The organism is Pseudomonas sp. NA-150 (assembly GCF_044336365.1).
GTDB lineage: Bacteria > Pseudomonadota > Gammaproteobacteria > Pseudomonadales > Pseudomonadaceae > Aquipseudomonas.
Genome location: NZ_CP172305.1, coordinates 5,021,980 through 5,046,761 on the forward strand (window position 1 = coordinate 5,021,980; position 24,782 = coordinate 5,046,761).

The following is a 24,782-nucleotide window of genomic DNA, read 5'->3' on the forward strand; positions in this document are numbered from 1 at the left end:
CGATCAGACCAGACTCTCGTCAATCACCAACACCAACTTCCCCTCGACCTTATTGGTCGCCAACTCGGCAAACGCCTCTTCGGCTTCAAGGATCGGGAAGGTCTTGGCCAGTTGTGGCTTCAAACGCCCTTCGGCGAACAGCGGCCACACATGCTGGTTCAGATCACTGAGCAAATCGGCCTTGAACTGATCGTCACGACTGCGCAGGGTCGAACCGAGGATGTGAATGCGCTTGCCCAACACTAATCCCAGGTCAAGCTGCGCTTCGCGCCCGCCCATCAAACCGATCAATACCAATCGGCCATCAACGTTCAGCACCTTGAGGTTCAGTGCGGCGTAGTTGGCGCCGACCGGGTCGAGGATGACGTCGTACGGGCCGAGGTCTTTCAAGCCGTCCAGATTGTCGCCACGCACCACGCCGCCCTGCGCACCGAGGGCTTCGCAATAGGCCAGACGCTCGGCGGAACCGACGCTGACCCATACCGGGTTGCCGAAGGCTTTGCACAGCTGAATGCCGGCTGAACCAACTCCACTTGCTCCGGCATGCAGCAAGACTTTTTCGCCGGGTTTGAGTGCGGCGAGTTGAAACAGATTCAACCAGACGGTGGCGTAGACTTCTACGATGCCAGCGGCTTCCGGCAACGACATTCCGTCGGGAACCGGCAGCACATGGCGGCCATCTACCACCACTTCTTCGGCCATCGCCCCCCCCGCCAATAGCGCGCAGACACGGTCGCCGACCTGCCAGGCCGAGCCCGCGCCGACTTCGCTGATCACCCCGGAGCACTCCATTCCCAGCGTGTGGCTGGCGCCCGGAGGTGGCGGATACAGGCCCGCGCGCTGCAACAAATCGGCGCGATTGAGCCCCGCCGCCGCGACCCGAATGCGAACGTGTCCCACATCGCAGCTCAAGTCAGGTTGTTCGAGCCATTCCACATGTCCCTCAACGCCTTGCAATGCCTTCACAGTGCCTCCATAGTGAGTCTGGACTGAGCCGGTGCTATAGACGCACGGGCTTTTTGCATTATGCGACCGGATCCGACGGAACCGGCGATCTAATAGACGGCCTAATATGCGTTATCAATTGCCCCCGCGTCGAATCAGCATGAAGCATTTCTTCCCTAGCACCGCACTTGCCCTACTCATTGGGTTGAGCGTATTGCCGTTTTCCAGCACGACGTTCGCCGCCAATAGCTGGGATAACCTTCAGCCTGATCGCGAAGAGGTCATTGCCAGTCTCAACATTGTCGAGCTGCTCAAAAGGCACCACTACAGCAAGCCACCATTGGACGACAAGCGCTCGGAAATCATCTACCAGAGCTACCTCAAACTCCTTGATCCGTCGCGCAGCTATTTCCTCGCCAGCGACATCACCGAGTTCGACAAATGGCGTCTGCAGTTCGACGACTTCCTGAAGAGCGGCGACCTCAATCCCGGCTTCACCATCTACAAACGCTACCTGGACCGCGTCAAGTCGCGTCTGGACTTCGCGATTGCAGAGCTGAACAAGGGCGTCGACAAATTCGACTTCACCACCAAGGAAACCTTGTTGGTGGATCGCAAGGACAGCCCGTGGGCCAAGTCCGATTCCGATCTGGACGATCTGTGGCGCAAACGCGTCAAGGATGAAGTCCTGCGCCTGAAGATCGCCGGCAAAGAGCCTAAAGCGATTCAGGAGCTGCTGACCAAGCGCTACAAGAATCAATTGGCGCGTCTGACGCAGACTCGCAGCGAAGACATCTTCCAGGCCTACATCAACACCTTCGCCATGTCCTACGATCCGCACACCAACTACTTGTCGCCTGAGAGTGCGGAAAACTTCGACATCAACATGAGCCTGTCGCTGGAAGGCATCGGCGCCGTGTTGCAGAGCGACAACGACAACGTGAAGATCGTGCGCCTGGTACCGGCTGGCCCTGCCGCCAAAACCAAGCAAGTCGCACCGTCGGACAAGATCGTCGGCGTTGCCCAGGGCGACAAAGAGATGGTCGACGTGATCGGTTGGCGTCTGGACGAAGTGGTCAAACTGATTCGCGGCCCTAAAGGCTCGATCGTGCGCCTGGAAGTGATTCCGGCGACCAACGCACCGGCTGACAACACCAGCAAGATCGTGTCGATCACTCGCGAAGCGGTCAAGCTTGAAGAGCAAGCGGCGAAGAAGTCGATCCTCAACCTCAAGCAGGATGGCCACGACTACAAACTCGGCGTGATCGAGATCCCGGCGTTCTATCTGGACTTCAAGGCCTACCGTGCTGGTGATCCGGAATACAAGAGCACCACCCGTGATGTGAAGAAACTGCTGACTGAACTGCAAGCCGAGAAAGTCGATGGCGTGGTCATCGACCTGCGCAACAACGGCGGCGGCTCGTTGCAGGAAGCTACGGAGTTGACCAGCCTGTTCATCGACAAAGGCCCGACTGTGTTGGTGCGTAATGCCGACGGTAAGGTCGACGTGCTGGAAGACGAAGACAACGGCGCCTTCTACAAAGGCCCGATGGCGTTGCTGGTCAACCGTCTCTCGGCGTCCGCTTCGGAGATTTTCGCCGGCGCGCTGCAGGACTACCACCGTGCGTTGATCATCGGCGGTCAGACCTTCGGTAAAGGCACCGTGCAGACCATTCAGCCGCTGAACCATGGCGAACTGAAACTGACCCTGGCCAAGTTCTACCGGGTTTCCGGCCAGAGCACCCAGCATCAGGGCGTACTGCCGGACATCGCCTACCCGTCGATCATCGACACCAAGGAAATCGGCGAAAGCGCGTTGCCGGAAGCGATGGCCTACGACACGATCAAGCCGGCGATCAAGCCGGTGGTGGATCCGTTCAAACCGTTCCTGGCGCAATTGAAAGCGCGGCACGACGCCCGTTCTTCGAAAGATCCTGAGTTCGTGTTCATCGAAAACCGTCTGGACCTGGCGCAAAAACTGATGGCCGAGAAAACCGTCAGCCTGAACGAAGCTGAGCGCCGTGCGCAGCACACCGACATCGAAGGCAAGCAACTGGCGCTGGAAAACACCCGTCGCAAAGCCAAAGGTCAAGACCCGCTCAAAGAGCTGAAGAAAGAAGACGAAGATGCCCTGCCGGCTGAAGACGACAAGACCAAACCCGAGGACGACGCCTACCTGGCCGAGACCGGGCGCATCTTGATCGACTACCTGAGCCTGGACAGCTCCGTTGCCAAGAAGTAAAAGCGCCGTAAGCGTGACGGTATGAGGTGTCAAAGTAGTGCTTTAGTAGCATTTCGTCATCATACAGTCATGAATCTGTCGTGAAATGGAGGGGCTGAGCGTTAAAGTGCTCAGCCCCTTTTTCTTGCGCAGAGATCGCCATGACCGTCACTGAACAGCTGAGCGCACTGAGTTCAATTCTGGCTCAACGCGATTTGTACAGCTTGTTCCAACCGATAGTGTCGTTATCGGACCGTCGTATTCTCGGTTACGAGGCCTTGACCCGAGGCCCGTCCAATAGCCCGCTGCACTCCCCCATCAGCCTGTTCGCCGTGGCCCGCCAGGCCGGGCGCCTCAGTGAGCTGGAGCTGGCCGCGCGTGAAAGCGCCTGCCGTCGCTTTGCCGAACAAAAGCTTGAAGGCAAGCTGTTCCTCAACGTCTCCCCCGAGTCCCTGCTCGAAGCCAGCCACCCGCCAGGCCGCACCCTGGAGTTGTTGCAAAAATACGGTATCGCCCCCAATCAGGTGGTGATCGAGCTGACCGAACAGACGCCCACCGACGATTTCGATCTGCTGTACAAAGCCTTGCACCACTACCGCGACATGGGTTTTTCAATTGCGCTGGATGATTTGGGTGCGGGGTATTCAAGCCTGCGCCTGTGGTCGGAGATGCGCCCGGATTACGTGAAAATCGACCGGCATTTCATCGATGGCATTCATCTGGACGCGGTCAAGCGCGAGTTCGTCGGCTCCATGCTGCACATGGCCAAAGCCTCCCGCGCGTTGGTGGTGGCCGAAGGCATCGAGTTGCAGGAAGAACTGGCGGTATTGATCGACATGGGTGTGGACCTGGTGCAGGGTTACCTGCTGTGCCGTCCGCAGGAGTTCCCGCCGCGTGACGCCCGAGCCTTGCTGCCCAAGCTCGACCCGTCGGCCCCGGCGCTGAACGAAGACGCGCCGGACCTCAGCGCGCTGCTCAATGAACAACCGGCGGTGATTCAATCGACACCCACCGCCAGCGTGCTGGAGTACTTCCGCAAGCAAGTTAACCTCAACTCGCTGGCGGTACTGGACGATCAGTCGCAACCCTGCGGCATCGTGCATCGGCATTCGCTGTCCGAGGCGCTGCTCAAGCCGTTTGCCACGGACTTGTTCGCGCGCAAGCCGATCAGCCGTTTGATGAGCGATGACTTCCTCGCCGTGGAGCTGAACCAATCGCTGCAACAGGTCAGTCGCTTGCTGACCAGCCGCGCCCGGCAACGCATCGAAGAAGATTTCATCATCACCTTCAACGGCCGCTATCTGGGGCTGGGTCGGGTGATCGACGTGTTGAAGTTGATTACCGAACTGAAGATTCAACAAGCGCGCTACGCCAACCCGCTGACCCTGCTGCCGGGTAACGTGCCGATCCAGCAATGCCTGACGCGCCTGCTGCAACAGGGGCGTGAGTCGATGATCTGCTACGTGGACATCGACAGCTTCAAACCCTTCAACGACATCTACGGCTACGGTCGCGGCGACGAAGTCTTGCTGTGCCTGGCTCAGTGCCTGAACGACCGCATCGACCCGAGCCGCGATTTTGTCGGGCACATTGGCGGCGATGATTTCCTGATGGTGCTCGGCTCCGAGGATTGGCGCAAACGATTGAACCTGCTGCTGGAAGACTTCCAGAACCAGTGCCGGCGCTTCTACCGTGCCGAGCATCTGGAGGCGGGTTGCTTTACCGCGCTCAACCGCCAGGGCCAGCGTCAGGAGTTCCCGCTGTTGTCGCTTTCAATCGGGGTGGTGCACATGCGCCCTGAAGCCTGTGCACATCTGGATGCCAGCCACTTGGCCGAGCTGGCGTCACAAGCCAAACACTATGCCAAGGACATCGCCGGAGCGAGCCTGCATGTGATTGATACTCGGGATTGTGCAATCAGCCTGGATAGTTAACGTCTGCTTCCCAATAGGTGGCGCGCCGCGGATCTGGCGGCAGCCCCGGAGCGCCCATCCGATAAATCTCCGACAGTTTCATCATCGCCAATGGATGGCGAGCCTCGGCGGCCATTTCCCACCAGCGTACCGCCTCGACCGCGTCAGGCCCGTTGCTTGGATTTCCGGCGAGGCTTATCACCCCCATTTGATACGCCGCTTTGCCATCGCCCGCCAATGCCGCCAGGCGCAACAAGCGCACACCCTCCTCACGCGCACCCAACCCTTGACCGCGAAAGGCCAGGATGTGGCCATAGAAGCTTTGCGCGCTGACATCGCCCAGGTTGGCCATGCGTGAGAACTGGCCCTCGAGCCATTGCCAGCCACGCGGATGTCTGACGAACCGTTCCCAGCGAAACAGGCGCCGCGCCAGCAGGTAAGTCACCCGGGCGCGTACCCACCACAGGCCGCGCTTCACGCCATTTCCGGGTAGCTGTACTCAAACACGCGCGCCACTTCGGAGGCGTGCCATGACGCCGCCGCGACGCCGTCGGACGGCCCGGAAAAACGTCCCAGACGCTCGACGCACTCAAAGAAACCAGTGCGCGGCAAACGACTCGCGCCCTGGCTGATCACCAACGAGCTGCGCAAGGGTTGTTCGGCACGGGCATCGAGGGCCGCGAGGTGCTCGAGGGCGGCGGTCAGGGTTTGCATCGCCGGGCTCGGCAGTTGCAAGCGCTCGAGCAATGCGCGGTAGGTCAAGAGGTGTCGCTGCCGACGCGCTTGATCCAATTCGGTCAGCAAACCGTCCCAGTGCTGACGACTGATGCGCACGCTCACGACACCTCACTCCAGCCCGCCACACCCAACTCCCAGGCGAGGCTGCGGCGAATCGCGGCATCGGGTAGCCGCTCTCCGCTTTCGATCAACTGCAGATACGACGGACTGATCCCCACTGTGCGCGCCAGTTGCGCCAGTTCCAGACCTTTAGCCGCACGCAGCGCAGCCAATTGGTCAAAGCCGGGAAGCTCGGCAGCCGCCTCGGCAGGCGGACTCGAGACCCGCGGCGCCGGAGCGGCCGCGATACCTGCCGCCGTTAGCAATGCCTGGTACTGAGCCCAGGGCAACACTGCGTACTCTGGCTCTCCATCACGCGAAATTACCTGAAGATCCATACAACCCCCTGTAAGACGGCAACACAATGCACGTAGTCTTATTCCTTGTATTGGCATCTTAACAGTGGACAAGGGCCGCTGGCGTGCTCTGAATCGACACACCTTCACTCTGTGCGACACTTTATTCAATAAATGCGCGGTAATCAGGGTTCGCGACGTTCCTGCTCGAGCAACGCAGGGGTTGCCGGCAAGCGTTCAACCACTGCCAGTTTTTCCACCGATTGCGCATCGCGCCAGGCGCGGAAGGCATCCAGTTCAACGTGCAGGCTCTTCATGACCCAGCCCAGGACCACGATATCGTCGAGCATGCCGAACACCGGAATCCAGTCGGGGATCAGGTCGATGGGGCTGAGGAAGTACATCAGCCCTGCCACGACCGCCACCAGCGCCTTGGGACTGATCGCGCGGTATTCACCGCGCCAGTACGCCAGGCACAAGGCCTGAAGCAAGCGCAGGTCGTCCTTGAATTTGCCCAGCCGATCACCCTGCTCCGCGCCCTTGCGCGCCACGGCGAACAACAACGCCGGCAAACGCCCGGCGGTGATCAAGCGCTGGGCCATGGGAATGAAGCGAATCAGGTTCCAGGGTATTTTCATGGTGACTCCCGATCTGTACCGGAGATTGATTTTGTGGCTGGGTAAAACCTGTGATTGCCCCCATTCCTTAGGGGCTACGTGTATTCACCGGTTCCTGATTCACCGCATCAAAGCATTCGTCAACACGTTGACCAAAAAATTCAAGGAAGCCCGATGATTCGTCATCTACGCTTGAGAGATGTTTATCCCCATCCAAAGGTTATCCACACAACTTGTGGATAACCTTGTGAACAGAGCCCTTTTTCAGGTCTGAGACCCCCGTTCTATAGGGCTTTGGCTCAAATCGGGCGTTTTTTACTCACATGAAAAATACCGTAAATATCGTTGACTTGATGCTTGAGTGACGTTACCCCCATCGCAACATCGAGACGATCACCCATCGTCCTACAATCCAGCCCGAACCAGCCCTACCCTATCCCCAGAAACGACAACGCCCCGTCGAAACGGGGCGTTGGGCACTCAAACCATCAGGTTCGATTACTTGGCTGGCGCTTCAGCGGCAGCAGCGGCTGCTGGGTCCTTGATTGCGAGCAGTTCAAGGTCGAACACCAGAACCGAGTTGGCCGGGATGGCCGGGCTTGGGCTCTGAGCGCCGTAAGCCAGGTCAGCCGGGATGTACAGCTTGACCTTCTCGCCAACGTGCATCAGTTGCAGACCTTCAACCCAACCCGGGATCACGCCGCTGACTGGCAGATCAATCGGGCTGCCGCGTTCAACGGAGCTGTCGAACACTTTGCCATCAGTCAGTTTGCCTTCGTAGTGAACAGTCACCACGTCGGATGGCTTAGGCTGTGCGCCGTCGGCTTTCTTGATGATTTCGTATTGCAGGCCGGAAGCGGTAGTTGTCACTTCCTTGCGCTTGCCATTTTCTTCGAGGAATTTCTTGCCAGCAGTTGCCGACTCTTCGCTCATTTTGGCCATACGCTCTTCAGCGCGCTTCTGCAGGGCAGCAAAGGCTTCGACCAGTTCGTCATCCTTGAGCTTCTGTGGCTTTTTGCCAACAGCGTCTTCGATACCCTCGGCTACGGCTTTGGAGTCGAGATCGTCCATGCCTTCCTGCGCCAGGCTCTTGCCCATGTTCAGGCCGATGCCGTACGAGGCTTTCTGGGCCGGAGTCTTCAGTTCTACTGTGCTCGCCTGCTTGTCGCAGCCTGCGAGTACCAGACCGACCAGGGCAATCGCCGCTGCTAACCGATGCTGTTTCATGCTAATTCCTTGTTGATGCGCCAATAGGGCAAACGTGTAAAGCCGCGAGCTTATCAGGGTGCCGCGATCAATGGCTACCGGCATGAGAGGCAGAAAAGGCAGATAAGTTCAGGTATCCAAAGGTTTTTATCGGCCCATGCTCAAGCCGTACAGCTTGGGTTCAGCTCAAGTAAAGCAGGCCATTGGCCGTTACCGGTTTTTTTGCCGATCTGCAGAGCAACCTGCAACCGAAATATACCGCGATCAATCAGGCACTTTTCAGACGCGTCATATCGTGTTTACGTACGATTTCGAATCTATGGAATGGCCACTTGCCACCCTTGCGCCGCTCAGGCATAAGGTCGGTACAACTAGACAAGGAGGGTCCAACTTGCGCCTTTTTCGCCGTGCCCTGTTCATCGTCGCTGCCCTGCTGTGCCTGGGTCTGGCGGTCATCCTGTATTACACCGCCAACCCGAAGCTGCCGGTCTACGTGGCCGCTGAACAGGTTCATTACCTGAATCAGTGGAGCCCTGACGATCGCCAGACCTTCTATTACACGCCACAGGGAACTCAGGTCAAAGGGCTGCGTTACGAGTGGTTCACCGCGTTGGAATTGCCGTTCTCCGAACAACGCTTCGCCACGCCCGAATACCTGGCGCGCTTCGGTTTTCTGGTCGATCCGAAACAGACGGCGACGCCGAATAACCCCGGCAATCTGCCCGTCGGCTTCACCCGCCACCCCGGCGCGGATGGCAAAGAGCAGTACCTGGACATCACCTGCGCCGCTTGCCACACCGGCGAATTGCGCTTCAAGGGCCAGGCCCTGCGCATCGACGGCGGCTCGGCGCAGCATGTGCTGCCGTCCAGCGTACCGACCTTGAAAGGCGGCAGCTTTGGCCAGGCGCTGGTATCGAGCATCGCCTCAACCTATTTCAACCCGTGGAAATTCGAGCGCTTCGCCCGCAACGTCCTTGGCCCGAACTATGACGCGCAGCACGAACAGTTGCGCAGCGAGTTCAAAAAATCCCTCGACACCTTCGCCCACGTCGCCTGGAATGACATGCATCGTGGTCTGTACCCGACCCAGGAGGGCCCGGGTCGGGCCGATGCCTTCGGGCGGATCGCCAATGCGACGTTCGGCGACGCGATTTCCGAGAGCAACTACCGCATCGCCAACGCACCGGTGGACTACCCGCAACTGTGGGATATCTGGACCTTCGACTGGGTGCAGTGGAACGGCTCGGCGCAGCAACCCATGGCGCGCAACATCGGCGAAGCCCTTGGCGTTGGCGCCACCCTCGATCTGTTTGACAGCAATCATCAGCCGCTGACCGGCGACGCGCGCTACCCGTCGAGCGTGCGCGTGCGCGACCTGAACACCCTGGAAGAAACGCTGCACCGGCTCAAGCCGCCCGCCTGGCCCGAAGAGCTGTTGGGCAAGATCGACATGCGTCGCGCCGCCCACGGCCAGGCGTTGTTCGCCGAAAACTGCGCCGGCTGCCACGTGCCCTCGGTCAAAACCGTCGGCGACCGTCCGGTGCAGACGTTGAAGATGTTGCCGGTTGACTACATTGGCACCGACGCCAACGCCGCCAATAACATTGCCGACAACCGCTATGACCTCAGCCCGTTGAAGATGGACCCGAACACCGAACTGACCCGGCTCAAGATCGATCTGCAACCGGCGCCCGCCGCCCCGTTGAACATCAACCAACTGTCGATGGCCAAAGGCCTGGCCTTGATCACGGCCCTGGTCGAAGAGCGGTCCTACCGCGACGCCAATGTCACGCCCGCCGAGCGCCCGCGTCTGGACGGCTACGGTCTGCCGATCAGCGTGCGTGAACTGCGCGCGTACAAGGCACGGCCGCTGGCCGGGGTCTGGGCCACACCGCCGTTTTTACACAATGGTTCGGTGCCGAACATCTACCAATTGCTCTCGCCTCAGGATGAACGCGCCACCACTTTCTACACCGGCAGTTTCGAATACGATCCGCGCCATCTGGGCTATCGCACCGCTGCATTCGACGGCGCGTTCCGCTTCGATACACGGGTCAGCGGCAACCACAACAGCGGTCACGAATTCCGATCCGGAACCCGTGGTAACGGGGTTATCGGTCGCCTGCTGCAACCCGAAGAACGCTGGGCCTTGATGGAATATTTGAAAGTGCTCGGCGGCCCGCTCGAAGCGCAATTGCCCTCAACGCCGGCAGCGGCGCTCTAAAGGAATGTCCCATGCTCGCAAACTTATGGATGCGCCTGGGCGCGTTTCTTCTAAAGCTGGTTCTGCTGCTGTTGAGCATCGCTGGGGTCGTCTGGATTTTGTCCAGTACCTGGTTCGCCTGGCACGATCGCGGCCCGGTGTCGGCCGAAGAGCACATCCCGTCCGGCGAGTCGGCGATGTCGCAGGAAATCATCCAGACCGCGATCCGTATCGTCGACCAGCACCGCGAAAGCACCCGTTACCTGCGTGATGCTCACGCCAAGGCGCATGGCTGCGTGAAGGCCGAGGTTCAGGTCTTGAACGACCTTACGCCGGCGCTGCGCCAGGGGGTATTCGCCGAGGCCGGCAAAACCTGGCAAGCGACCCTGCGTCTGTCCAATGGCAATGCCTTTCCGCAGTTCGACAGCGTCACAGACGCGCGTGGCATGGCGATCAAGTTGTTGGACGTGCCTGGGGCGCAGTTGCTGACGGATAAACCGGAGCGCAAGGAACAGGATTTTGTGATGTTCAGCCATCCGAATTTCTTTGTCAGCGATGTGGCGGAGTATCAGCAGAACATTGCTGCCCAGGCTACTGGTCAGACGTGGCAAGCGTTCTTTCCCATCTGGTGGGACCCGCGCAGTTGGCAGCTGCGCCACCTGTTGATCGCCAACGCGACCCTCGCCCCGGCGCCCAGCAGCCCGACCGAGGCCACCTATTATTCGGTTTCGCCCTACAAGTTCGGTAGCGCCAACGCCAAATTCCGCGTTGCCCCGGACCCGCTAAACTGCCCCGCTTACACATTGCCGCCACAGAACGAAAAACTGCCCAACTTCCTGCGCAACGCACTGCACCAGCGGCTGTCGGCTGATCGAGTACCGGCGTGTTTCGTGCTGCAGATCCAGCGTCAGGACCCGAGCAAGTACATGCCGATCGAAGACACCAGCATTGAATGGAAGGAAAGCGACGCGCCCTTCGAAACCGTGGCAAAGGTGCGTATTCCCGCGCAGGATTTCGACACCCCGGCGCTGAACCTGGCGTGCGATAACCTATCGTTCAATCCTTGGTTTGGCGTGGCGGCGCATCGGCCGATTGGCGGGATCAATCGGCTGCGCAAGACGGTGTATGAGGCGGTGAGTGACTATCGGCATAGTCGTAATGCGGGGCCGTGACCTCGAACGCGCCACCACATTGCAGGAGCGAACTTGTTTGCGAGGCGGTGTACCCGCCATACCGCATCAGACCGCTCGCCAACAAGTTGGCTCCTACAGGGATCACAGCTACCGGTAGTTACCAACGCAACCAGCGCGGCCCCACCTGCGAACCGATGAGCGTTGGCAGCAGCATGCCAAGCACATACCACGCGCCCCAGAACGGGACTTCCATTTCCGGGCAATGCAGGCAGTAGGCAAGGGTCGCCATCGAACCCGCGAGTAGCCCGCCGCAGGCACCGGCCAGTTTCAGGCGGGTCGGAGCCAGGCCACGCAAGGCCCAGAACACCGCAATGAAACCCGGCACCGAGAGCAGCGTGATGTTGATCGCACACACCCGCCAGGTTCTGCCCAGCACCAGCGCGACGCGGGTATCGGGTGCCGCCAGGGCTAACACATAAACGCCCCCAAGCAACACCGCCGCCAGGGCCGCGACGATAAACAGGCGACCTGAACCACCGCTCATGCCGGGCCGTGCCAAACGCGTCACCATCATCAACGAACCGATCATCAGGCCCAGCGGCAGCGCCAGTTTTGCCCAGAAAATCGGGGTGATCGCCACTTGCGCCAGATCAGGCCGGATACCAAAAACCACGGTCACCAGCAAGGTGGCGCCAATGATACCCACCAGCACCGCGAGGCCAAAACGTTTCGCCGACGCCCAGCGGTCGATCGGGGCGACGCCGGTGGCCAGCATCGAAATAAAATCATCTGTGTTCATCGTGTGCCTCTAATCTTTTCCGCCAGGGCCTTGAGCCCGCGGTGCACGCCAATCTTTACTGCCGACTCCGACAACCCGGTCATCACGGCCGTTTCCTGGACCGACAAGCCTTCAAGCTTCACGTGCATGATCGGCAAACGCTGGCGATCAGGCAGTTGCTCGAGCAATTTGCCCAGGTCACGGCTCGCTTGCGCAGGCTCGAGTTCCGGCTCGGCAAACAGCTCGGCCGAATCATCGAGGGAGTCATTGAGTCCGTCATGACGTGAACGCGACCGAAAGAAATCGGCCAGCTTGTAGCGCGCAATCGCAAAAACCCAGGCCGTCAGCGGCTGATCCGCACGGTAGGTGTGTCGTCCGTTGTGCACGGCCAACAACACTTCCTGCAGCACATCTTCGATCTCGGCGGTCTGACGCACCAGTTTCCCCCGGAGAAAACCCCGCAGATGCGGACTCAACTCCGAGAGAAAAGCGCGATAGGCCAGCTGATCTCCGTCCAACCCGGCGAGAAATAGCGTCTGAAGATGGATCTCCCGACTGCGCAACAACTCGTTATGTGTAGTTCGGTCCATCGATCGCTCTGGTTACACGAATGGAAAAAGTATTTTTTCAGGGCTATGCCATAACAGCCGCCGACAGTTTTGCCGGTGCAGCCAGGACACGCCAGAAAATTATTTGTGAAGATTTCCAAAAATATTTTGCAATGGCTGTAACCCGATGACGATTGCCGGCGAATTACCTTTCGGATCGCAAGCACAGAGCAGATTGCACTGGCGCTGCGACCACCCCCTTAAAGCTCTGGAGTACACACAATGAACAACGTCAAACTGGCTGCCCTGGCTATCGCTTTCTCCTCCTTCGCTGCCACCGCAATGGCCGCCGAAACTCCGACCACTGGCGGCGCGATGGAAAAATGCTACGGCGTTGCCATGGCCGGCCATAACGACTGCAAAGCAGGCGCAGGCACTACCTGTGCCGGTACCGCAAAAATGGACTACCAGACTAACTCCTGGAAAAACGTTCCAGCCGGCACCTGCACCAGCATCAAGACTCCAAATGGCACTGGCTCGCTGAAAGCAATGTAAGGTAACAACAGGTCAATCGGGCAAACGCCAATCATGAAGACACACCTCGCTATGGGGGCCGGACTGGGCCTTAAGCCGAACCACTATGAGGTCGCATCAGCATGCGCGGCCAGCGGCCTGTGGTTCGAAGTCCATCCGGAAAACTACATGGTCGGCGGTGGCCCGCGCCTGGCTTGGCTGGAAGCGATAGGCAGTCGTCATCCACTGTCGCTTCACGGTGTTTCACTTTCGCTCGCTGCGGATTGCCAGCCTGACGAAATGCATTTACAGCGGCTGAAGGCGCTCGCAGATCGCGTTCAGCCGGCACTTATTTCCGAGCACCTTGCCTGGTCGGCGTGGCGCGGTCAGTACCATCCTGACTTGCTGCCCTTTCCCCGGACCGGCGAAGCGCTCAATCGCATCGCCAGCAACATTCAACAGACTCAGGATGTGCTTCAACGGCGCATCGCCATCGAAAACCCGACCCATTACCTGCGCCTCGACGGGCATGACTGGAGCGAGGTCGATTTCCTTGCCGAACTGAGTCAACGCACTGGCTGCGGGCTGCTGCTGGACGTGAATAATGTCTACATCAGTGCGCATAACCTGGACTTCGATCCAACAGTCTACCTCGACGCCTTTCCGGGCGACGCGGTGATGGAAATCCACCTGGCAGGTCACAGCGTCGACCCCGGCAGCTCTGCGCTGTTGATCGACTCCCACGATGCACCCATCGTCGAGGACGTGTGGTCGCTGTACCGTCGGGTGATTGCCCGCATCGGCGCACGGCCGACGCTGATCGAGCGTGACGACCACATTCCGGAGTTCGAGGTGTTGCTGGCCGAACGCGATACCGCCCAGGCCGTGCTGGAGATGGCGCGATGAAGCTGCCATTGAGTGACTTTCAAAATGCCTTTGTCGGCGCGCTGTATGGCGTCGACTCGTCGGCACTGGCCGCGCTGACTGAACAACCGGGTTTCAGCGTGTATCGAAACACGGTGCTCAAGGGCACCACCGATGCGTTGCTTGCCAACTTCCCGACCGTTGAGCGACTGGTGGGAACCGACTGGTTTCGCGCCGCGGCCTCGATTCATGCGCATCAAACGCCCCCCACCGATGCCCGACTGCTGTATTACGGCGCCGACTTCCCGGCCTTTCTCGACACCTTCGAACACGCTCAGGACATGCCTTACCTGGGTAATGTTGCGCGCCTTGATCGTTTATGGAATGAAGTACACAGCGAGGCCGAAGACAGCGACCTTGATCTGTCAGTGTTCGCCGATTTCACCCCGGAAAAAATGAGCCTGATTCGTCTCAAGCCACGCCCTGCCGCGCGCTGGGTATGGTTTGTCGATCAGCCGGTCTACAGCATCTGGAGCATCAACCGCGAACAACGGCAGATGCCGGAAGATTTGAATTGGGTCGGTGAAGGCGCGCTACTGGTGCGCAGCACCGGCCAGGTTGAGTGGCAGCCGCTAGGTGCCGGCGGCTGCGCCTTTCTCGATGCCTGCGCTGCCGGGTTGCCCCTCGATCACGCCGCCCATCATGCACTGGAAGCAGAGGCCGAACTGGACTTCATGGCGTTGCTGACCACGCTGATCCAGTCCGGGGTGTTTGCTTCCAGTATCACGCTCGACTGAGCTTGCTGCGACGCCCTTCCCTGTAGGAGCTGCCGCAGGCCGCGACCTTTCGCGAAGCGGCAGTAAAATCACCACATTTGTCCGATCACCACTTCTCAATCCACGGCCGCAGGTCCAGCTCGAAGGTCCAGGCATCACGCGGCTGTGTATGCAAATACCAGTAGCTGTCGGCGATGTGGTCAGGGTTGAGGATGCCGTCCTGATCCTTCAGCGCATAGCGTTCCGGGAACTGGGTGCGAATGAAATCGGTGTCGATGGCCCCGTCGACCACCACATGGGCGACGTGAATATTCTGCGGTGCCAACTCCCGCGAAGCACTTTGCGCCAAGGCTCTCAGCGCGTGCTTGGCGCCGGCAAACGCCGAGAAATTTGCCGAACCGCGCAGTGCTGCCGTCGCCCCCGTAAACAAAATGGTGCCTCGCTGGCGAGTCACCATGCGCTTGGCCACTTCACGGGTATTCAGGAATCCGGAGAAACAGGCCATTTCCCAAATCTTGAAATACTTGCGCGCCGTCTCTTCGAGAATGCTGCACGGCACGTTGGCGCCGATGTTGAACACCAGCACTTCGATCGGACCGATCTCGGCCTCGATGCGCTCGACCAACGCCACCACTTCTTCTTCCTTGCGTGCATCCGAGGCAAAGCCATGGGCCACGCCGCCCTGCTCACGAATGCTGTCGACCAGCGGTTGCAGCTTCTCACCATCACGGCGAGTGACGCAGGCAATGTAACCCTCGGCGGCAAAACGCTTGGCTATCGCCCCGCCAGTGGAATCGCCCGCGCCGATGATCAACGCTACCTTGGCTTCGGATGAACTGGACATCGCAACTCCTTTAATGAACGATCGTTTTTTAATAAAACATACGCTCAGCCCAAAGGACGGTCAAGGCGCGTCTGTTTGTCAGTCAGGCTTTGGCAGGTGCTGCTTTTCGATGACCCGCAGGTTGGCCTGCAGGATTTCATCGCGGGTTTGCGGGCTCTCGACCATCCGCGACAATGCCAGGGCACCAATGCATTGCGCGATGACAGCCCAGGCCGCGTCGGGATCTTCCAGGCGCGCACTCCAGGCCTGATGCACGCCCGTCACGCTTTTCTCTACCACTTGCCGAACTTGCGGCCCGGAACGCGCAATCTCAGGACCCAGGGTCGGCAACACACACCCCTCATCTGGATGCTGCGAGTGGGCCGTGCTCAAGTATTTGCGTAGCCACTTGAGCACATGATCGTTGGGCGAATTTTCGTCACCGGCGAGCATTTGCCGGCTGTTTTCGACTTCCTCTTCGATCACCGCCTGGAACAACGCCTGCTTCGACGCGAAGTGGTTGTAGAACGCGCCACCGGTCATGCCCACGGCCGCCATCAGGGTGTCTACGCTGGTCGTACCGAAGCCACCCTTCTTGGTAATTGCCCGGCTGCTGCTGAGCAATTTGAGGCGGGTTTCGTCTTTGTGGGTCTTTGAATAGCGCATGGCGGCGCACCTGAAACGGCGGTTTGACAGAGTCAAAACGATAGCATAACGTCCGTTCAGTAAACGATGGTTTTTCTATCAAGGGAGCGCGCGGGATGAAGGTGGAGTTGTTTTTCGATGTCGGCAGTCCAGCGGCCTATCTGGCGTGGACACAATTGCCAACGCTGTGCGCGGCGAAGGGGGCTGAGCTGGTGTTTCGGCCGATGCTGCTAGGCGGGATTTTTCAGGCCACGGGTAACGCCTCCCCCGCCGCAGTACCGGCCAAAGGTCGGCATTCGACCATCGACCTCGGACGCTTCGCCAAGCGTTACGGCGTGCCGATGGTGATGAACCCCCACTTCCCGATCAATACCCTGCAATTGATGCGCGCCGTGACAGGCGTGCAGATGCGTCAGCCGGAGCGTTTCGACGCCTTCATCAGCGCACTGTTCACCGCACTCTGGGTGGATGAAGTGAACCTCAACGATCCGCAATTAATCGGCCGCACGCTGATCAAGGCGGGCTTTGCCATCGACGAGATCATGGCCCTGAGCAACGATCCCGAGGTCAAGGCGCAACTGCGGGCGACCACCGACGAAGCGCTGGAGCGCGGCGTGTTCGGCGCGCCGACGATGTTCGTCGGCGACGAGATGTTCTTCGGTCAGGATCGCCTCGACTTCGTTGCCGAAGCCTTGGGCTAAGCGATCACTGGTCGGGGCGCAGGGTTCTCATTGAGAACCCCTTAACGGTTCTCGAACTTCACACCCAATGAAGCCAACGCATCCCAGTACTTCGGATAAGTCTTGCCCACGCATTCAGGATCAAGAATCCGAATGCCCGACACTTTCAAACCTGCCAGGGCAAAGCACATGGCAATCCGGTGGTCGGCGTGGGTTTCGATCAGTGCGTCGCAGGAAGTGCCGGCCAGCGCCGGATCGGCGGCCACCAGCAGGTCGTCACCTTCGACCGTGGCCAGCCCCGGACGAATCGCATTTAAACCATCGTACAGCGCCTGAATGCGGTCGCACTCCTTGACCCGCAGGTTGGCCAGTTCGACGAAACGCACCGGGGTTTGGTTGAACGCCGCCAGCACCGCCAGGGTCGGAATCGCGTCCTGCATTTGCGAGCCGTTGATCTGCGCCTGCATCCGCGGGAATTGCGCGATGTAGTGCATGGCGTCGGCATCGGGCTGGGTGAAGTTTTCCGCTGCAACGCCCAGGTCGATACGACCACCGGTCAACGCTTCAGCCGCCCACAAATAGGTGGCCGCCGAAGCGTCCGGCTCGATCAGGTAATCATTGGCCGAGTAACCGGTCGGCGCCACACGCCACAGGGTGTCGTCCAATACTTCAATGTGAGCACCGAAGGCGCGCATGCAGGCCAGGGTCAGATCGACATAACCGCGGGCACCGATGTCCTTGCCGGTCAACGCCACTTCGATTGGCGCATCGCCGCAGGCCGCCAGCATCAACAACGCCGACACGTACTGGCTCGACAGGCCACCATCGATTTCAAAGCGTTTGACCTGAAGTGGCCCCGTGCCACGCACCTGCACCGGCGGGCAACCGGTGGCGCTTTGGGCGTCCAACCCTGCACGACCCAAAGCGTCCAGCAGCGGGCCGATGGGCCGCTTGCGCATGTAATCGTCACCGTCCAGCGTCACCGAACCCTTGACCGTGCACACCGCTGCCGTCAGGAAACGCACCGCCGTGCCGGCGTTACCGAGGAACAACGGAGCTTCGGGAGCCGTGAGTACGCCACTGCTGGTGACCACGAAACTGGTGTCGTCCGGCTCGTCGATGGTCACGCCCATCTGCCGCAAAGCGTTGGACATGTGACGGGTGTCGTCGCTCTTCAGCGCACCGCTCAAGCGGCTGGTGCCCTTGGCCAGAGCGGCCAACAGCAAGGCGCGGTTGGTGATCGACTTGGAACCGGGTGGCGACACCTGGCCATTCAACGCTGCGTTCGGAGGAAGCAAGGTAATCGTTGGCCGCAAAGCCATGGGGCAACTCCAGACTGAAATCACGAGACGAAAGGCGAGCGAGGACGCTAACGAGGCCATTGACCGGTAAGTTTTTCAGATATGGACATCGCATGCCATGAAAATTTCGCCCCGGTGCTGGCTTGGGGCTGCACATCCATGGCAGCGATGATCAGCAGGCTGGGATGCCTGCCGCGATGGGTGTTAGCTCGACAGCTGGTTCGAAAACTGCCCGACCGCACTGACCACCCGTTGCGCGCCGTCGCGAATCTCGACAATCACCGAACCGGCTTGCCCTGCCAACTCAAGGCCCTGCTCCGCCTGGCGCTTGCCGTTATCGATGGTCTGCACCGCCGCGCTCGCCAGTTGCTGGTTCTGTTGCACGACCTTGGCAATCTCATCCGTGGCATTACTGGTGCGCGAAGCCAGCTGTCGCACCTCATCGGCAACCACCGCAAAACCACGGCCCTGCTCGCCAGCCCGTGCCGCTTCAATCGCCGCGTTGAGCGCCAACAGGTTGGTTTGCCCGGCGATGTCACTGATGGTCTTGATGATCGCGCTGATCACGTGGGACTGGTTGTTCAGCGCTTCGATGCCATCGGCTGCTTCTTGCATATAGGTAGATAGCCCGCGCATGACTTCCACGGTCTGGGTCACCACGTCAGTGCCTTTCTGCGCACTGGCATCGGTTTGCAGCGAAGTGCTGTAGGCGATATTGGCTGCCTCGGCAACGGCTTGCTCCTGGTTGATCTGGTCGGTGATCACCGTGGCGAACTTGACTACTTTATACAGCCGGTCATGGGCATCGAGCAGCGGGTTGTAAGAAGCCTCCAACCACACCACGCGGCCACGGCTGTCTACGCGCTTGAAACGCTCGGCAATGAACTCGCCTCGGCGCAGCTTTTCCCAGAAGTTCTGATACTCCGCAGAGCTGGCCTCTTCCGGCTCGCAGAAGATCTTGTGGTGTTTGCCTTTGATCTGCTCCAGCGAATAGCCCATCGCTTGCAGAAACCGATCGTTGGCGGCCAGCACTTCGCCTTTGAGATTGAACTCGATCACCGCCGTCGAACGCATCAGTGCGTTGATCAGGCTCTCGTGCTCGCGGGAGGTTTCGATGGTGCGGGTCAGGTCGCTGGAATGCACCGAGAAATGCTTGATCCGACCGTCGGGGCATTTGATCGGCTGCACAATCGAACGCAACCAGGCTTCACGCCCATCGCCCCGCAACAGGCGAACCGCACCACTCAAGTGTTCGCCACGAGTAATTGCGCTTTTCAGGCGCTGATAGAAATCCAGCTGTTTGACGTGCGGCGGAACAATTTCTTCGATATTGCGCCCGATCAATTGACCGCTGCTGTACAGCATCTCTTTTTCGAAATTGCTGTTAACCGACTCGATGTTGCCCTGAGGGTCGAGATACAACACCAGCATTTCACTATCAAGGCTGTGTTTGACTTGCTCCAGTGACATCAATTCTTCGCGCAGCGCACGCATTTCAGCTTTTAGCTTGCCGTTGAACATTACCGCACTCCGAAGTATTGGCAGCTTAGTCATCGACCGGGGCCTGACTATCATTAGCATCAGTTTGATATTAATCAGCAGCGAGACAGGACCGCGGGGAAAGGAGAAGAATTTCAGGCATAAAAAAAGCGACCCTAAGGTCGCTTTTTTTGTCGCTTCAAGGAGTTCAAGGGCCTTGAAGCTAAATAATGGCGCAGCGGACGGGACTCGAACCCGCGACCCCCGGCGTGACAGGCCGGTATTCTAACCGACTGAACTACCGCTGCGCGTAACACTAAGAAGGATTGGTGGGTGATGACGGGATCGAACCGCCGACCCTCTGCTTGTAAGGCAGATGCTCTCCCAGCTGAGCTAATCACCCTTCACTCTCGGTGTGGCGCGCATTCTACGGAGCGACCCCACCTCTGGCAAGCACTTTTTTAAATAATTTTTATAATCCTGCCAAAGGCTTAGCACAGGGTTGGCCGCGAGGGCCGAGCAGCTAATAATGCCCCCCTTTGTATAAAGGAGAGATTCACCCCATGTGGTTCAAAAACCTGCTTGTCTATCGCCTGACCCAAGATCTGCCTTTTGATGCCGAGGCGCTGGAAACAGCATTGGCGACCAAGCCAGCGCGCGCTTGTGCCAGCCAGGAGTTGACCACTTATGGCTTCGTCGCACCGTTCGGCAAAGGAGAAGACGCGCCCCTGGTCCACGTCAGCGGCGACTTCCTGCTGATCGCGGCACGTAAAGAAGAACGTATTCTGCCGGGCAGCGTGGTGCGTGACGCGCTGAAGGAAAAGGTCGAAGAGATCGAAGCCGAGCAAATGCGCAAGGTCTATAAGAAGGAACGCGATCAGCTCAAGGATGAAATCATCCAGGCTTTCCTGCCGCGTGCCTTTATTCGTCGCTCCGCGACCTTCGCCGCCATCGCGCCAAAACAGGGGCTGATTCTGGTCAACTCCGCCAGCCCGAAGCGCGCCGAAGACCTGCTCTCCACCTTGCGTGAAGTGATCGGCACGTTGCCGGTACGTCCGCTGACGGTGAAAGTCGCCCCGACCGCCGTCATGACTGACTGGGTCACCACCCAGAAAGCCGCCGACAACTTCTTCGTCCTCGACGAATGCGAGCTGCGCGATACCCATGAAGACGGCGGCATCGTGCGTTGCAAGCGCCAGGACCTGACCAGCGATGAAATCCAGCTGCACCTGAGCACTGGCAAAGTCGTCACCCAGCTGTCGCTGGCGTGGATGGACAAACTGTCCTTCGTGCTGGACGACAAAATGGTGGTCAAGCGCCTGAAGTTCGAAGACTTGTTGCAGGATCAAGCAGAACAGGACGGCGGCGAAGAAGCCCTCGGCCAACTGGACGCCAGCTTCACCCTGATGATGCTGACCTTCGGCGAGTTCTTGCCGGAGCTGTTTGAAGCGCTGGGCGGCGAAGAATTACCTCAAGGCATCTAAGCCATCGGTGCGTGTGCGCTGCTGACCTCGGTAGCGCACTCATCTTTCTAATAAAAAGGAACACGCCATGCGTGCGTTGGCTGCATTGAGTCGCTTTGTCGGTAATACCTTTGCGTATTGGGTGCTGTTGTTCGCAGTACTGGCGTTTCTGTTTCCCGCTGCCTTCATCGGTCTCAAGGGCGCCATCGTGCCGTTGTTGGGCCTGGTGATGTTCGGCATGGGCTTGACCCTCAAGCTCGAAGATTTTTCTGAAGTCGTGCGCCATCCGTGGCGTGTGGCCTTGGGCGTGGTCGCGCATTTCGTGATCATGCCTGGCGTGGCCTGGCTGTTGTGTCAGGCGTTTCACCTGCCGGCGGAAATTGCCGTCGGGGTGATTCTGGTGGGTTGCTGCCCGAGTGGCACCTCGTCCAACGTCATGACCTGGCTGGCCCGCGGTGACCTGGCGTTGTCGGTGGCAATTGCCGCCGTCACCACCCTGCTCGCCCCGCTACTGACCCCGGCACTGATCTGGCTGCTGGCCTCGGCGTGGTTACCGGTGTCCTTCATGGATATGTTCTGGTCGATCCTGCAACTGGTGTTGCTGCCGATTGTGCTGGGTGTGGTGGCGCAGCGAGTGCTGGGCAAGCGCGTCGGTTTTGCCGTGGATGTGTTACCGCTTATTTCGGTGGTCAGCATTGTGATGATCGTGTGTGCGGTGGTCGCGGCGAGTCAGGCGAAGATCGCTGAATCCGGCCTGCTGATCATGGCGGTGGTGATGTTGCACAACAGCTTCGGCTTCGTGCTGGGTTACTTCACCGGCAAGCTGTTCAAGCTGCCATTGGCGCAACGCAAGTCGCTGTCGCTGGAAGTCGGCATGCAAAACTCCGGGCTGGGCGCTGCGCTGGCCAGTGCGCATTTCTCGCCACTGGCGGCGGTGCCGAGCGCGCTGTTCAGTGTTTGGCACAATATTTCCGGGGCCTTGCTCTCGACCTATTTCCGCCGCATGAGTGAAAAAGCCGACCGCGAATTGGCCAGCCAGCAGACTGTTCGTTAACACCCCGGACTTGCCCCCGGATCGGTTTTGTGCAAAATACTGCACACAGTCAGGACGACCTGACTGATCCATCAGGAAAAACCGCTTCGGGGACGACCCCTATATAAGGAGGTCATCATGTCCTGGATCATTCTGTTTTTCGCCGGCCTGTTCGAGGTTGGCTGGGCCGTCGGCCTGAAATACACCGAAGGCTTCACCCGCCCCCTGCCTACCGCCCTGACCGTCGCTGCGATGCTTGCCAGCCTTGGCTTGCTGGGCATCGCCATGAAAGAACTGCCGCTGGGCACGGCCTATGCGATCTGGACCGGGGTCGGTGCGATTGGCACGGTGATCGCCGGGGTGATCCTGTTCGGTGAGTCCATGGCGTTGATGCGCGTTGCCAGTGTGGCGTTGATTTTGTGTGGGTTGGTGGGACTAAAAATCAGCGCTTGAAGCGGTGTGTCAAATGCGCCGCAGTCTCTGTAGGAGCCAACTTGTTGGCGAGAGGCTTGATGCGGTGTGCCAGAAATACCGCCCTCGCGAACAAGTTCGCTCCTACAGGGATTTGCGTCGTTTAGCGAACCACGCCCCGAAGCTCCGCCACCTGTGCCTGCAACCCTGCCGGGTGCGCCGCCTCGGAGTGCACCGCTGGCCCGGCCACCAGGGTAATCCGCGACCACAGGCGACGCAGAAACCCTTTGTTCGGATCACGGCTGAAGAAGCTGCCCCACAACCCTTGCAACGCCAGCGGAATCACCGGCACCGGCGTCTCTTGCAGAATCCGCGTCACCCCGCCCTTGAACTCGTCAATCTCGCCATCCGTAGTCAATTTGCCCTCCGGGAAGATGCACACCAGCTCACCCTCATTCAGGTACTCGGCTATTTTCTTGAACGCCTGATCGTAGACCTGCAGATCCTCGCCGCGCCCGGCAATCGGGATCGCTCCGGCGGTGCGGAAGATGAAGTTCAACACCGGCAGGTTGAAGATCTTGTAATACATCACAAAGCGAATTGGCCGACGCACCGAACCGGCGATCAACAGTGCATCGACAAACGACACATGGTTGCACACCAGCAACGCCGCGCCTTCATCCGGGATCGCCTCAAGGTTGCGGTGTTCGACGCGGTACATGGAATGGCTGAGCAGCCAGATCATGAAACGCATGCTGAACTCGGGCACGATTTTGAAAATGTAGGTGTTGACCGCGATGTTCATCAGCGACACCACCAGGAACAGCTGCGGAATCGACAGCTTGGCCACGCTCAGCAGCACAATCGAAACAATGGCCGAGACCACCATGAACAGCGCATTGAGAATGTTGTTCGAGGCAATCACCCGCGAGCGTTCTTTCTCCGACGTGCGCGATTGAATCAACGCATACAGCGGCACGATGTAGAAACCGCCGAAGACGCCGATGCCCAGCACATCCGCCAGCACCCACCACGCTTGCCCGTAGGACAACACCGTCAGCCAGTCATTGGCCACCGCGTTCTGCGGGAAACCTCCGGAATGCCACCACAGCAGCAAGCCAAACACGGTCAGGCCCACCGAGCCGAAGGGCACCAGACCGATCTCGACCTTACGCCCCGACAGCCGCTCACAGAGCATCGAGCCTGCGGCAATGCCGATGGAAAACACCGTAAGGATCAAAGTCACCACGGTCTCGTCGCCGTACAGCCATTCTTTGGCGTAGGCCGGAATCTGCGTCAGGTAAACCGCACCGACGAACCAGAACCAGGAGTTACCGACAATCGAGCGCGACACCGCCGGGGTCTGGCCCAAGCCCAGACGCAACGTCGCCCAGGACTCACTGAAAATGTTCCAGTTCAGGCGCATTTCCGGTGACGCCGCCACCGCACGCGGGATGCCGCGGCTGGCGAGGTAACCCAGGCACGCCACCAGCAACAGCACCGTTGCGACGATGGGCGCGTAGTGCGAAGAAGACATCATCACCCCGGCGCAAATGGTCCCGGCCAGAATCGCCAAAAACGTGCCCATCTCCACCAGGCCGTTGCCGCCCACCAGTTCATCTTCATGCAGGTGCTGCGGCAGGATCGAATACTTCACCGGCCCGAACAGCGCCGAATGGGTGCCCATGGCAAACAGCGCCAGCAACATCATCCACAAATGGTTGAGCATGAAGCCCGCGGCGCCGACCAGCATGATCGCAATTTCGCCCAGCTTGATCAGACGAATCAGCGCGTCCTTGGCGTACTTTTCACCGAACTGCCCGGCCAGCGCCGAAAACAAAAAGAACGGCAGAATGAACAGCAGTGCACACAGGTTGACCCAGATCGAGCGATCACCGTCGATGCTCAGTTTGTAGAGAATGGCGAGGATCAGCGACTGCTTGAGGACGTTATCGTTGAACGCCCCGAGGGACTGGGTGATGAAAAACGGCAGGAAGCGCCGCTTCCCCAGCAGATTGAATTGCGACTGACTCATCGTCCGTGTACCTGAGTGGCGCCGAGATCGGCTTTTTCAATTGGAGGATCGAAGTCCAATCG

Annotated in this window: 25 protein-coding genes, 2 tRNA genes and 1 pseudogene; 12 read left to right on the plus strand and 16 right to left on the minus strand. The window is 59.3% G+C overall.

The window, feature by feature from the left end; all coding sequences use genetic code 11:
• Nucleotides 1-3: 3 nt before the first annotated feature.
• Entirely contained in the window at nucleotides 4-966 is a 963-nt protein-coding gene (locus ACF0H7_RS23675; protein ID WP_397449278.1) for a zinc-binding dehydrogenase, read from the minus strand.
• Between the two features lie 139 nt (nucleotides 967-1,105).
• Here ACF0H7_RS23675 and ACF0H7_RS23680 point away from each other — a divergent pair, with 139 nt between their 5' ends.
• Entirely contained in the window at nucleotides 1,106-3,187 is a 2,082-nt protein-coding gene (locus ACF0H7_RS23680) for a carboxy terminal-processing peptidase (RefSeq protein WP_397449279.1), read from the plus strand.
• A 140-nt stretch (nucleotides 3,188-3,327) separates the two neighbouring features.
• A complete protein-coding gene (locus ACF0H7_RS23685) occupies nucleotides 3,328-5,100 on the plus strand; it encodes a bifunctional diguanylate cyclase/phosphodiesterase (RefSeq protein ID WP_397449280.1) in 1,773 nt (590 codons plus the stop codon).
• Here the strand turns inward: ACF0H7_RS23685 and ACF0H7_RS23690 are convergent.
• From ACF0H7_RS23690 to ACF0H7_RS23710, 5 genes are all read right to left on the minus strand, one after another.
• Complete coding sequence (locus ACF0H7_RS23690; RefSeq protein ID WP_397449281.1) at nucleotides 5,084-5,557, minus strand: tetratricopeptide repeat protein; 474 nt, start codon at nucleotides 5,555-5,557, stop codon at nucleotides 5,084-5,086. The genes ACF0H7_RS23685 and ACF0H7_RS23690 overlap by 17 nt on opposite strands.
• The gene (locus ACF0H7_RS23695; RefSeq protein ID WP_397449282.1) at nucleotides 5,554-5,919 is read right to left on the minus strand and encodes a hypothetical protein; all 366 of its coding nucleotides are present in this window, start codon (nucleotides 5,917-5,919) and stop codon (nucleotides 5,554-5,556) included. The genes ACF0H7_RS23690 and ACF0H7_RS23695 overlap by 4 nt, the downstream gene beginning before the upstream one ends.
• On the minus strand, nucleotides 5,916-6,254 hold the full coding sequence (locus ACF0H7_RS23700; protein WP_397449283.1) for a multiprotein-bridging factor 1 family protein: 339 nt from the start codon (nucleotides 6,252-6,254) through the stop codon (nucleotides 5,916-5,918). Before ACF0H7_RS23700 ends, ACF0H7_RS23695 begins: the two co-directional genes overlap by 4 nt.
• A 143-nt stretch (nucleotides 6,255-6,397) precedes the next feature.
• Entirely contained in the window at nucleotides 6,398-6,850 is a 453-nt protein-coding gene (locus ACF0H7_RS23705; protein WP_397449284.1) for a YkvA family protein, read from the minus strand.
• A 477-nt stretch (nucleotides 6,851-7,327) separates the two neighbouring features.
• On the minus strand, nucleotides 7,328-8,056 hold the full coding sequence (locus ACF0H7_RS23710) for an FKBP-type peptidyl-prolyl cis-trans isomerase (protein WP_397449285.1): 729 nt from the start codon (nucleotides 8,054-8,056) through the stop codon (nucleotides 7,328-7,330).
• Nucleotides 8,057-8,426: 370 nt separating this feature from the next.
• Here ACF0H7_RS23710 and ACF0H7_RS23715 point away from each other — a divergent pair, with 370 nt between their 5' ends.
• Together ACF0H7_RS23715 and ACF0H7_RS23720 are read left to right on the plus strand one after the other, a co-directional pair.
• A complete protein-coding gene (locus ACF0H7_RS23715; protein WP_397449286.1) occupies nucleotides 8,427-10,259 on the plus strand; it encodes a di-heme-cytochrome C peroxidase in 1,833 nt (610 codons plus the stop codon).
• Between the two features lie 11 nt (nucleotides 10,260-10,270).
• A complete protein-coding gene (locus ACF0H7_RS23720) occupies nucleotides 10,271-11,410 on the plus strand; it encodes a catalase family protein (RefSeq protein ID WP_397449287.1) in 1,140 nt (379 codons plus the stop codon).
• 118 nt (nucleotides 11,411-11,528) lie between these two features.
• Here ACF0H7_RS23720 and ACF0H7_RS23725 read toward each other — a convergent pair whose 3' ends face one another.
• Together ACF0H7_RS23725 and ACF0H7_RS23730 are read right to left on the minus strand one after the other, a co-directional pair.
• Nucleotides 11,529-12,170, minus strand: a complete 642-nt coding sequence (locus tag ACF0H7_RS23725) for a DUF1109 domain-containing protein (RefSeq protein ID WP_397449288.1) — start codon at nucleotides 12,168-12,170, stop codon at nucleotides 11,529-11,531.
• Nucleotides 12,167-12,739, minus strand: coding sequence for a sigma-70 family RNA polymerase sigma factor (locus ACF0H7_RS23730; RefSeq protein WP_397449289.1), 573 nt, complete (start codon nucleotides 12,737-12,739; stop codon nucleotides 12,167-12,169). The genes ACF0H7_RS23725 and ACF0H7_RS23730 overlap by 4 nt, the downstream gene beginning before the upstream one ends.
• Nucleotides 12,740-12,759: 20 nt before the next feature.
• Between ACF0H7_RS23730 and ACF0H7_RS23735 the strand changes: the two genes are divergently transcribed.
• The 4 genes from ACF0H7_RS23735 (at nucleotide 12,760) to ACF0H7_RS23750 (ending at nucleotide 14,871) form a co-directional block, all read left to right on the plus strand.
• Entirely contained in the window at nucleotides 12,760-12,888 is a 129-nt protein-coding gene (locus ACF0H7_RS23735) for a hypothetical protein (protein ID WP_397449290.1), read from the plus strand.
• A 91-nt stretch (nucleotides 12,889-12,979) separates the two neighbouring features.
• The gene (locus ACF0H7_RS23740) at nucleotides 12,980-13,252 is read left to right on the plus strand and encodes a DUF2282 domain-containing protein (protein WP_397449291.1); all 273 of its coding nucleotides are present in this window, start codon (nucleotides 12,980-12,982) and stop codon (nucleotides 13,250-13,252) included.
• 51 nt (nucleotides 13,253-13,303) lie between these two features.
• Nucleotides 13,304-14,116, plus strand: coding sequence for a DUF692 domain-containing protein (locus tag ACF0H7_RS23745; RefSeq protein WP_397453999.1), 813 nt, complete (start codon nucleotides 13,304-13,306; stop codon nucleotides 14,114-14,116).
• A complete protein-coding gene (locus ACF0H7_RS23750; protein WP_397449292.1) occupies nucleotides 14,113-14,871 on the plus strand; it encodes a putative DNA-binding domain-containing protein in 759 nt (252 codons plus the stop codon). The genes ACF0H7_RS23745 and ACF0H7_RS23750 overlap by 4 nt, the downstream gene beginning before the upstream one ends.
• Before the next feature lie 85 nt (nucleotides 14,872-14,956).
• Here ACF0H7_RS23750 and ACF0H7_RS23755 read toward each other — a convergent pair whose 3' ends face one another.
• Nucleotides 14,957-15,694: an SDR family oxidoreductase gene (locus tag ACF0H7_RS23755; RefSeq protein ID WP_397449293.1), complete on the minus strand. Its 738-nt coding sequence runs from the start codon at nucleotides 15,692-15,694 to the stop codon at nucleotides 14,957-14,959.
• A gap of 78 nt (nucleotides 15,695-15,772) precedes the next feature.
• Nucleotides 15,773-16,339 carry a TetR/AcrR family transcriptional regulator gene (locus ACF0H7_RS23760; protein ID WP_397449294.1) on the minus strand — a complete coding sequence of 189 codons (567 nt, stop codon included), beginning with the start codon at nucleotides 16,337-16,339 and terminating at the stop codon, nucleotides 15,773-15,775.
• Nucleotides 16,340-16,434: 95 nt separating this feature from the next.
• On the opposite strand from ACF0H7_RS23760, the gene ACF0H7_RS23765 reads away from it, so the two are divergent.
• A complete protein-coding gene (locus ACF0H7_RS23765; RefSeq protein ID WP_397449295.1) occupies nucleotides 16,435-17,019 on the plus strand; it encodes a 2-hydroxychromene-2-carboxylate isomerase in 585 nt (194 codons plus the stop codon).
• A 41-nt stretch (nucleotides 17,020-17,060) separates the two neighbouring features.
• Here ACF0H7_RS23765 and aroA read toward each other — a convergent pair whose 3' ends face one another.
• The 5 genes and pseudogenes from aroA to ACF0H7_RS23790 all read right to left on the minus strand — a co-directional run bounded on the left by aroA (nucleotide 17,061) and on the right by ACF0H7_RS23790 (nucleotide 20,181).
• On the minus strand, nucleotides 17,061-18,320 hold the full coding sequence (gene aroA / locus ACF0H7_RS23770) for a 3-phosphoshikimate 1-carboxyvinyltransferase (protein ID WP_397449296.1): 1,260 nt from the start codon (nucleotides 18,318-18,320) through the stop codon (nucleotides 17,061-17,063).
• A 183-nt stretch (nucleotides 18,321-18,503) separates the two neighbouring features.
• Nucleotides 18,504-18,935 (minus strand): methyl-accepting chemotaxis protein, encoded by a 432-nt coding sequence (locus ACF0H7_RS23775; protein WP_397454000.1) that lies wholly within the window; start codon nucleotides 18,933-18,935, stop codon nucleotides 18,504-18,506.
• A 108-nt stretch (nucleotides 18,936-19,043) separates the two neighbouring features.
• Nucleotides 19,044-19,880, minus strand: a pseudogene (locus tag ACF0H7_RS23780) (PAS domain-containing protein); the annotation flags it as partial.
• Nucleotides 19,881-20,009: 129 nt separating this feature from the next.
• Nucleotides 20,010-20,086: transfer RNA gene (locus ACF0H7_RS23785), tRNA-Asp, on the minus strand.
• A gap of 19 nt (nucleotides 20,087-20,105) precedes the next feature.
• Nucleotides 20,106-20,181, minus strand: a tRNA-Val gene (locus ACF0H7_RS23790).
• Between the two features lie 160 nt (nucleotides 20,182-20,341).
• Here ACF0H7_RS23790 and rdgC point away from each other — a divergent pair.
• The 3 genes from rdgC (at nucleotide 20,342) to sugE (ending at nucleotide 22,727) form a co-directional block, all read left to right on the plus strand.
• Entirely contained in the window at nucleotides 20,342-21,262 is a 921-nt protein-coding gene (rdgC, locus tag ACF0H7_RS23795) for a recombination-associated protein RdgC (protein WP_397449297.1), read from the plus strand.
• Between the two features lie 67 nt (nucleotides 21,263-21,329).
• On the plus strand, nucleotides 21,330-22,295 hold the full coding sequence (locus tag ACF0H7_RS23800) for a bile acid:sodium symporter family protein (protein WP_397449298.1): 966 nt from the start codon (nucleotides 21,330-21,332) through the stop codon (nucleotides 22,293-22,295).
• A 117-nt stretch (nucleotides 22,296-22,412) separates the two neighbouring features.
• Entirely contained in the window at nucleotides 22,413-22,727 is a 315-nt protein-coding gene (sugE, locus tag ACF0H7_RS23805; RefSeq protein ID WP_397449299.1) for a quaternary ammonium compound efflux SMR transporter SugE, read from the plus strand.
• Between the two features lie 121 nt (nucleotides 22,728-22,848).
• Here the strand turns inward: sugE and ACF0H7_RS23810 are convergent, their stop codons facing one another.
• Entirely contained in the window at nucleotides 22,849-24,720 is a 1,872-nt protein-coding gene (locus ACF0H7_RS23810; protein ID WP_397449300.1) for an MFS transporter, read from the minus strand.
• Between the last annotated feature and the right edge of the window lie 62 nt (nucleotides 24,721-24,782).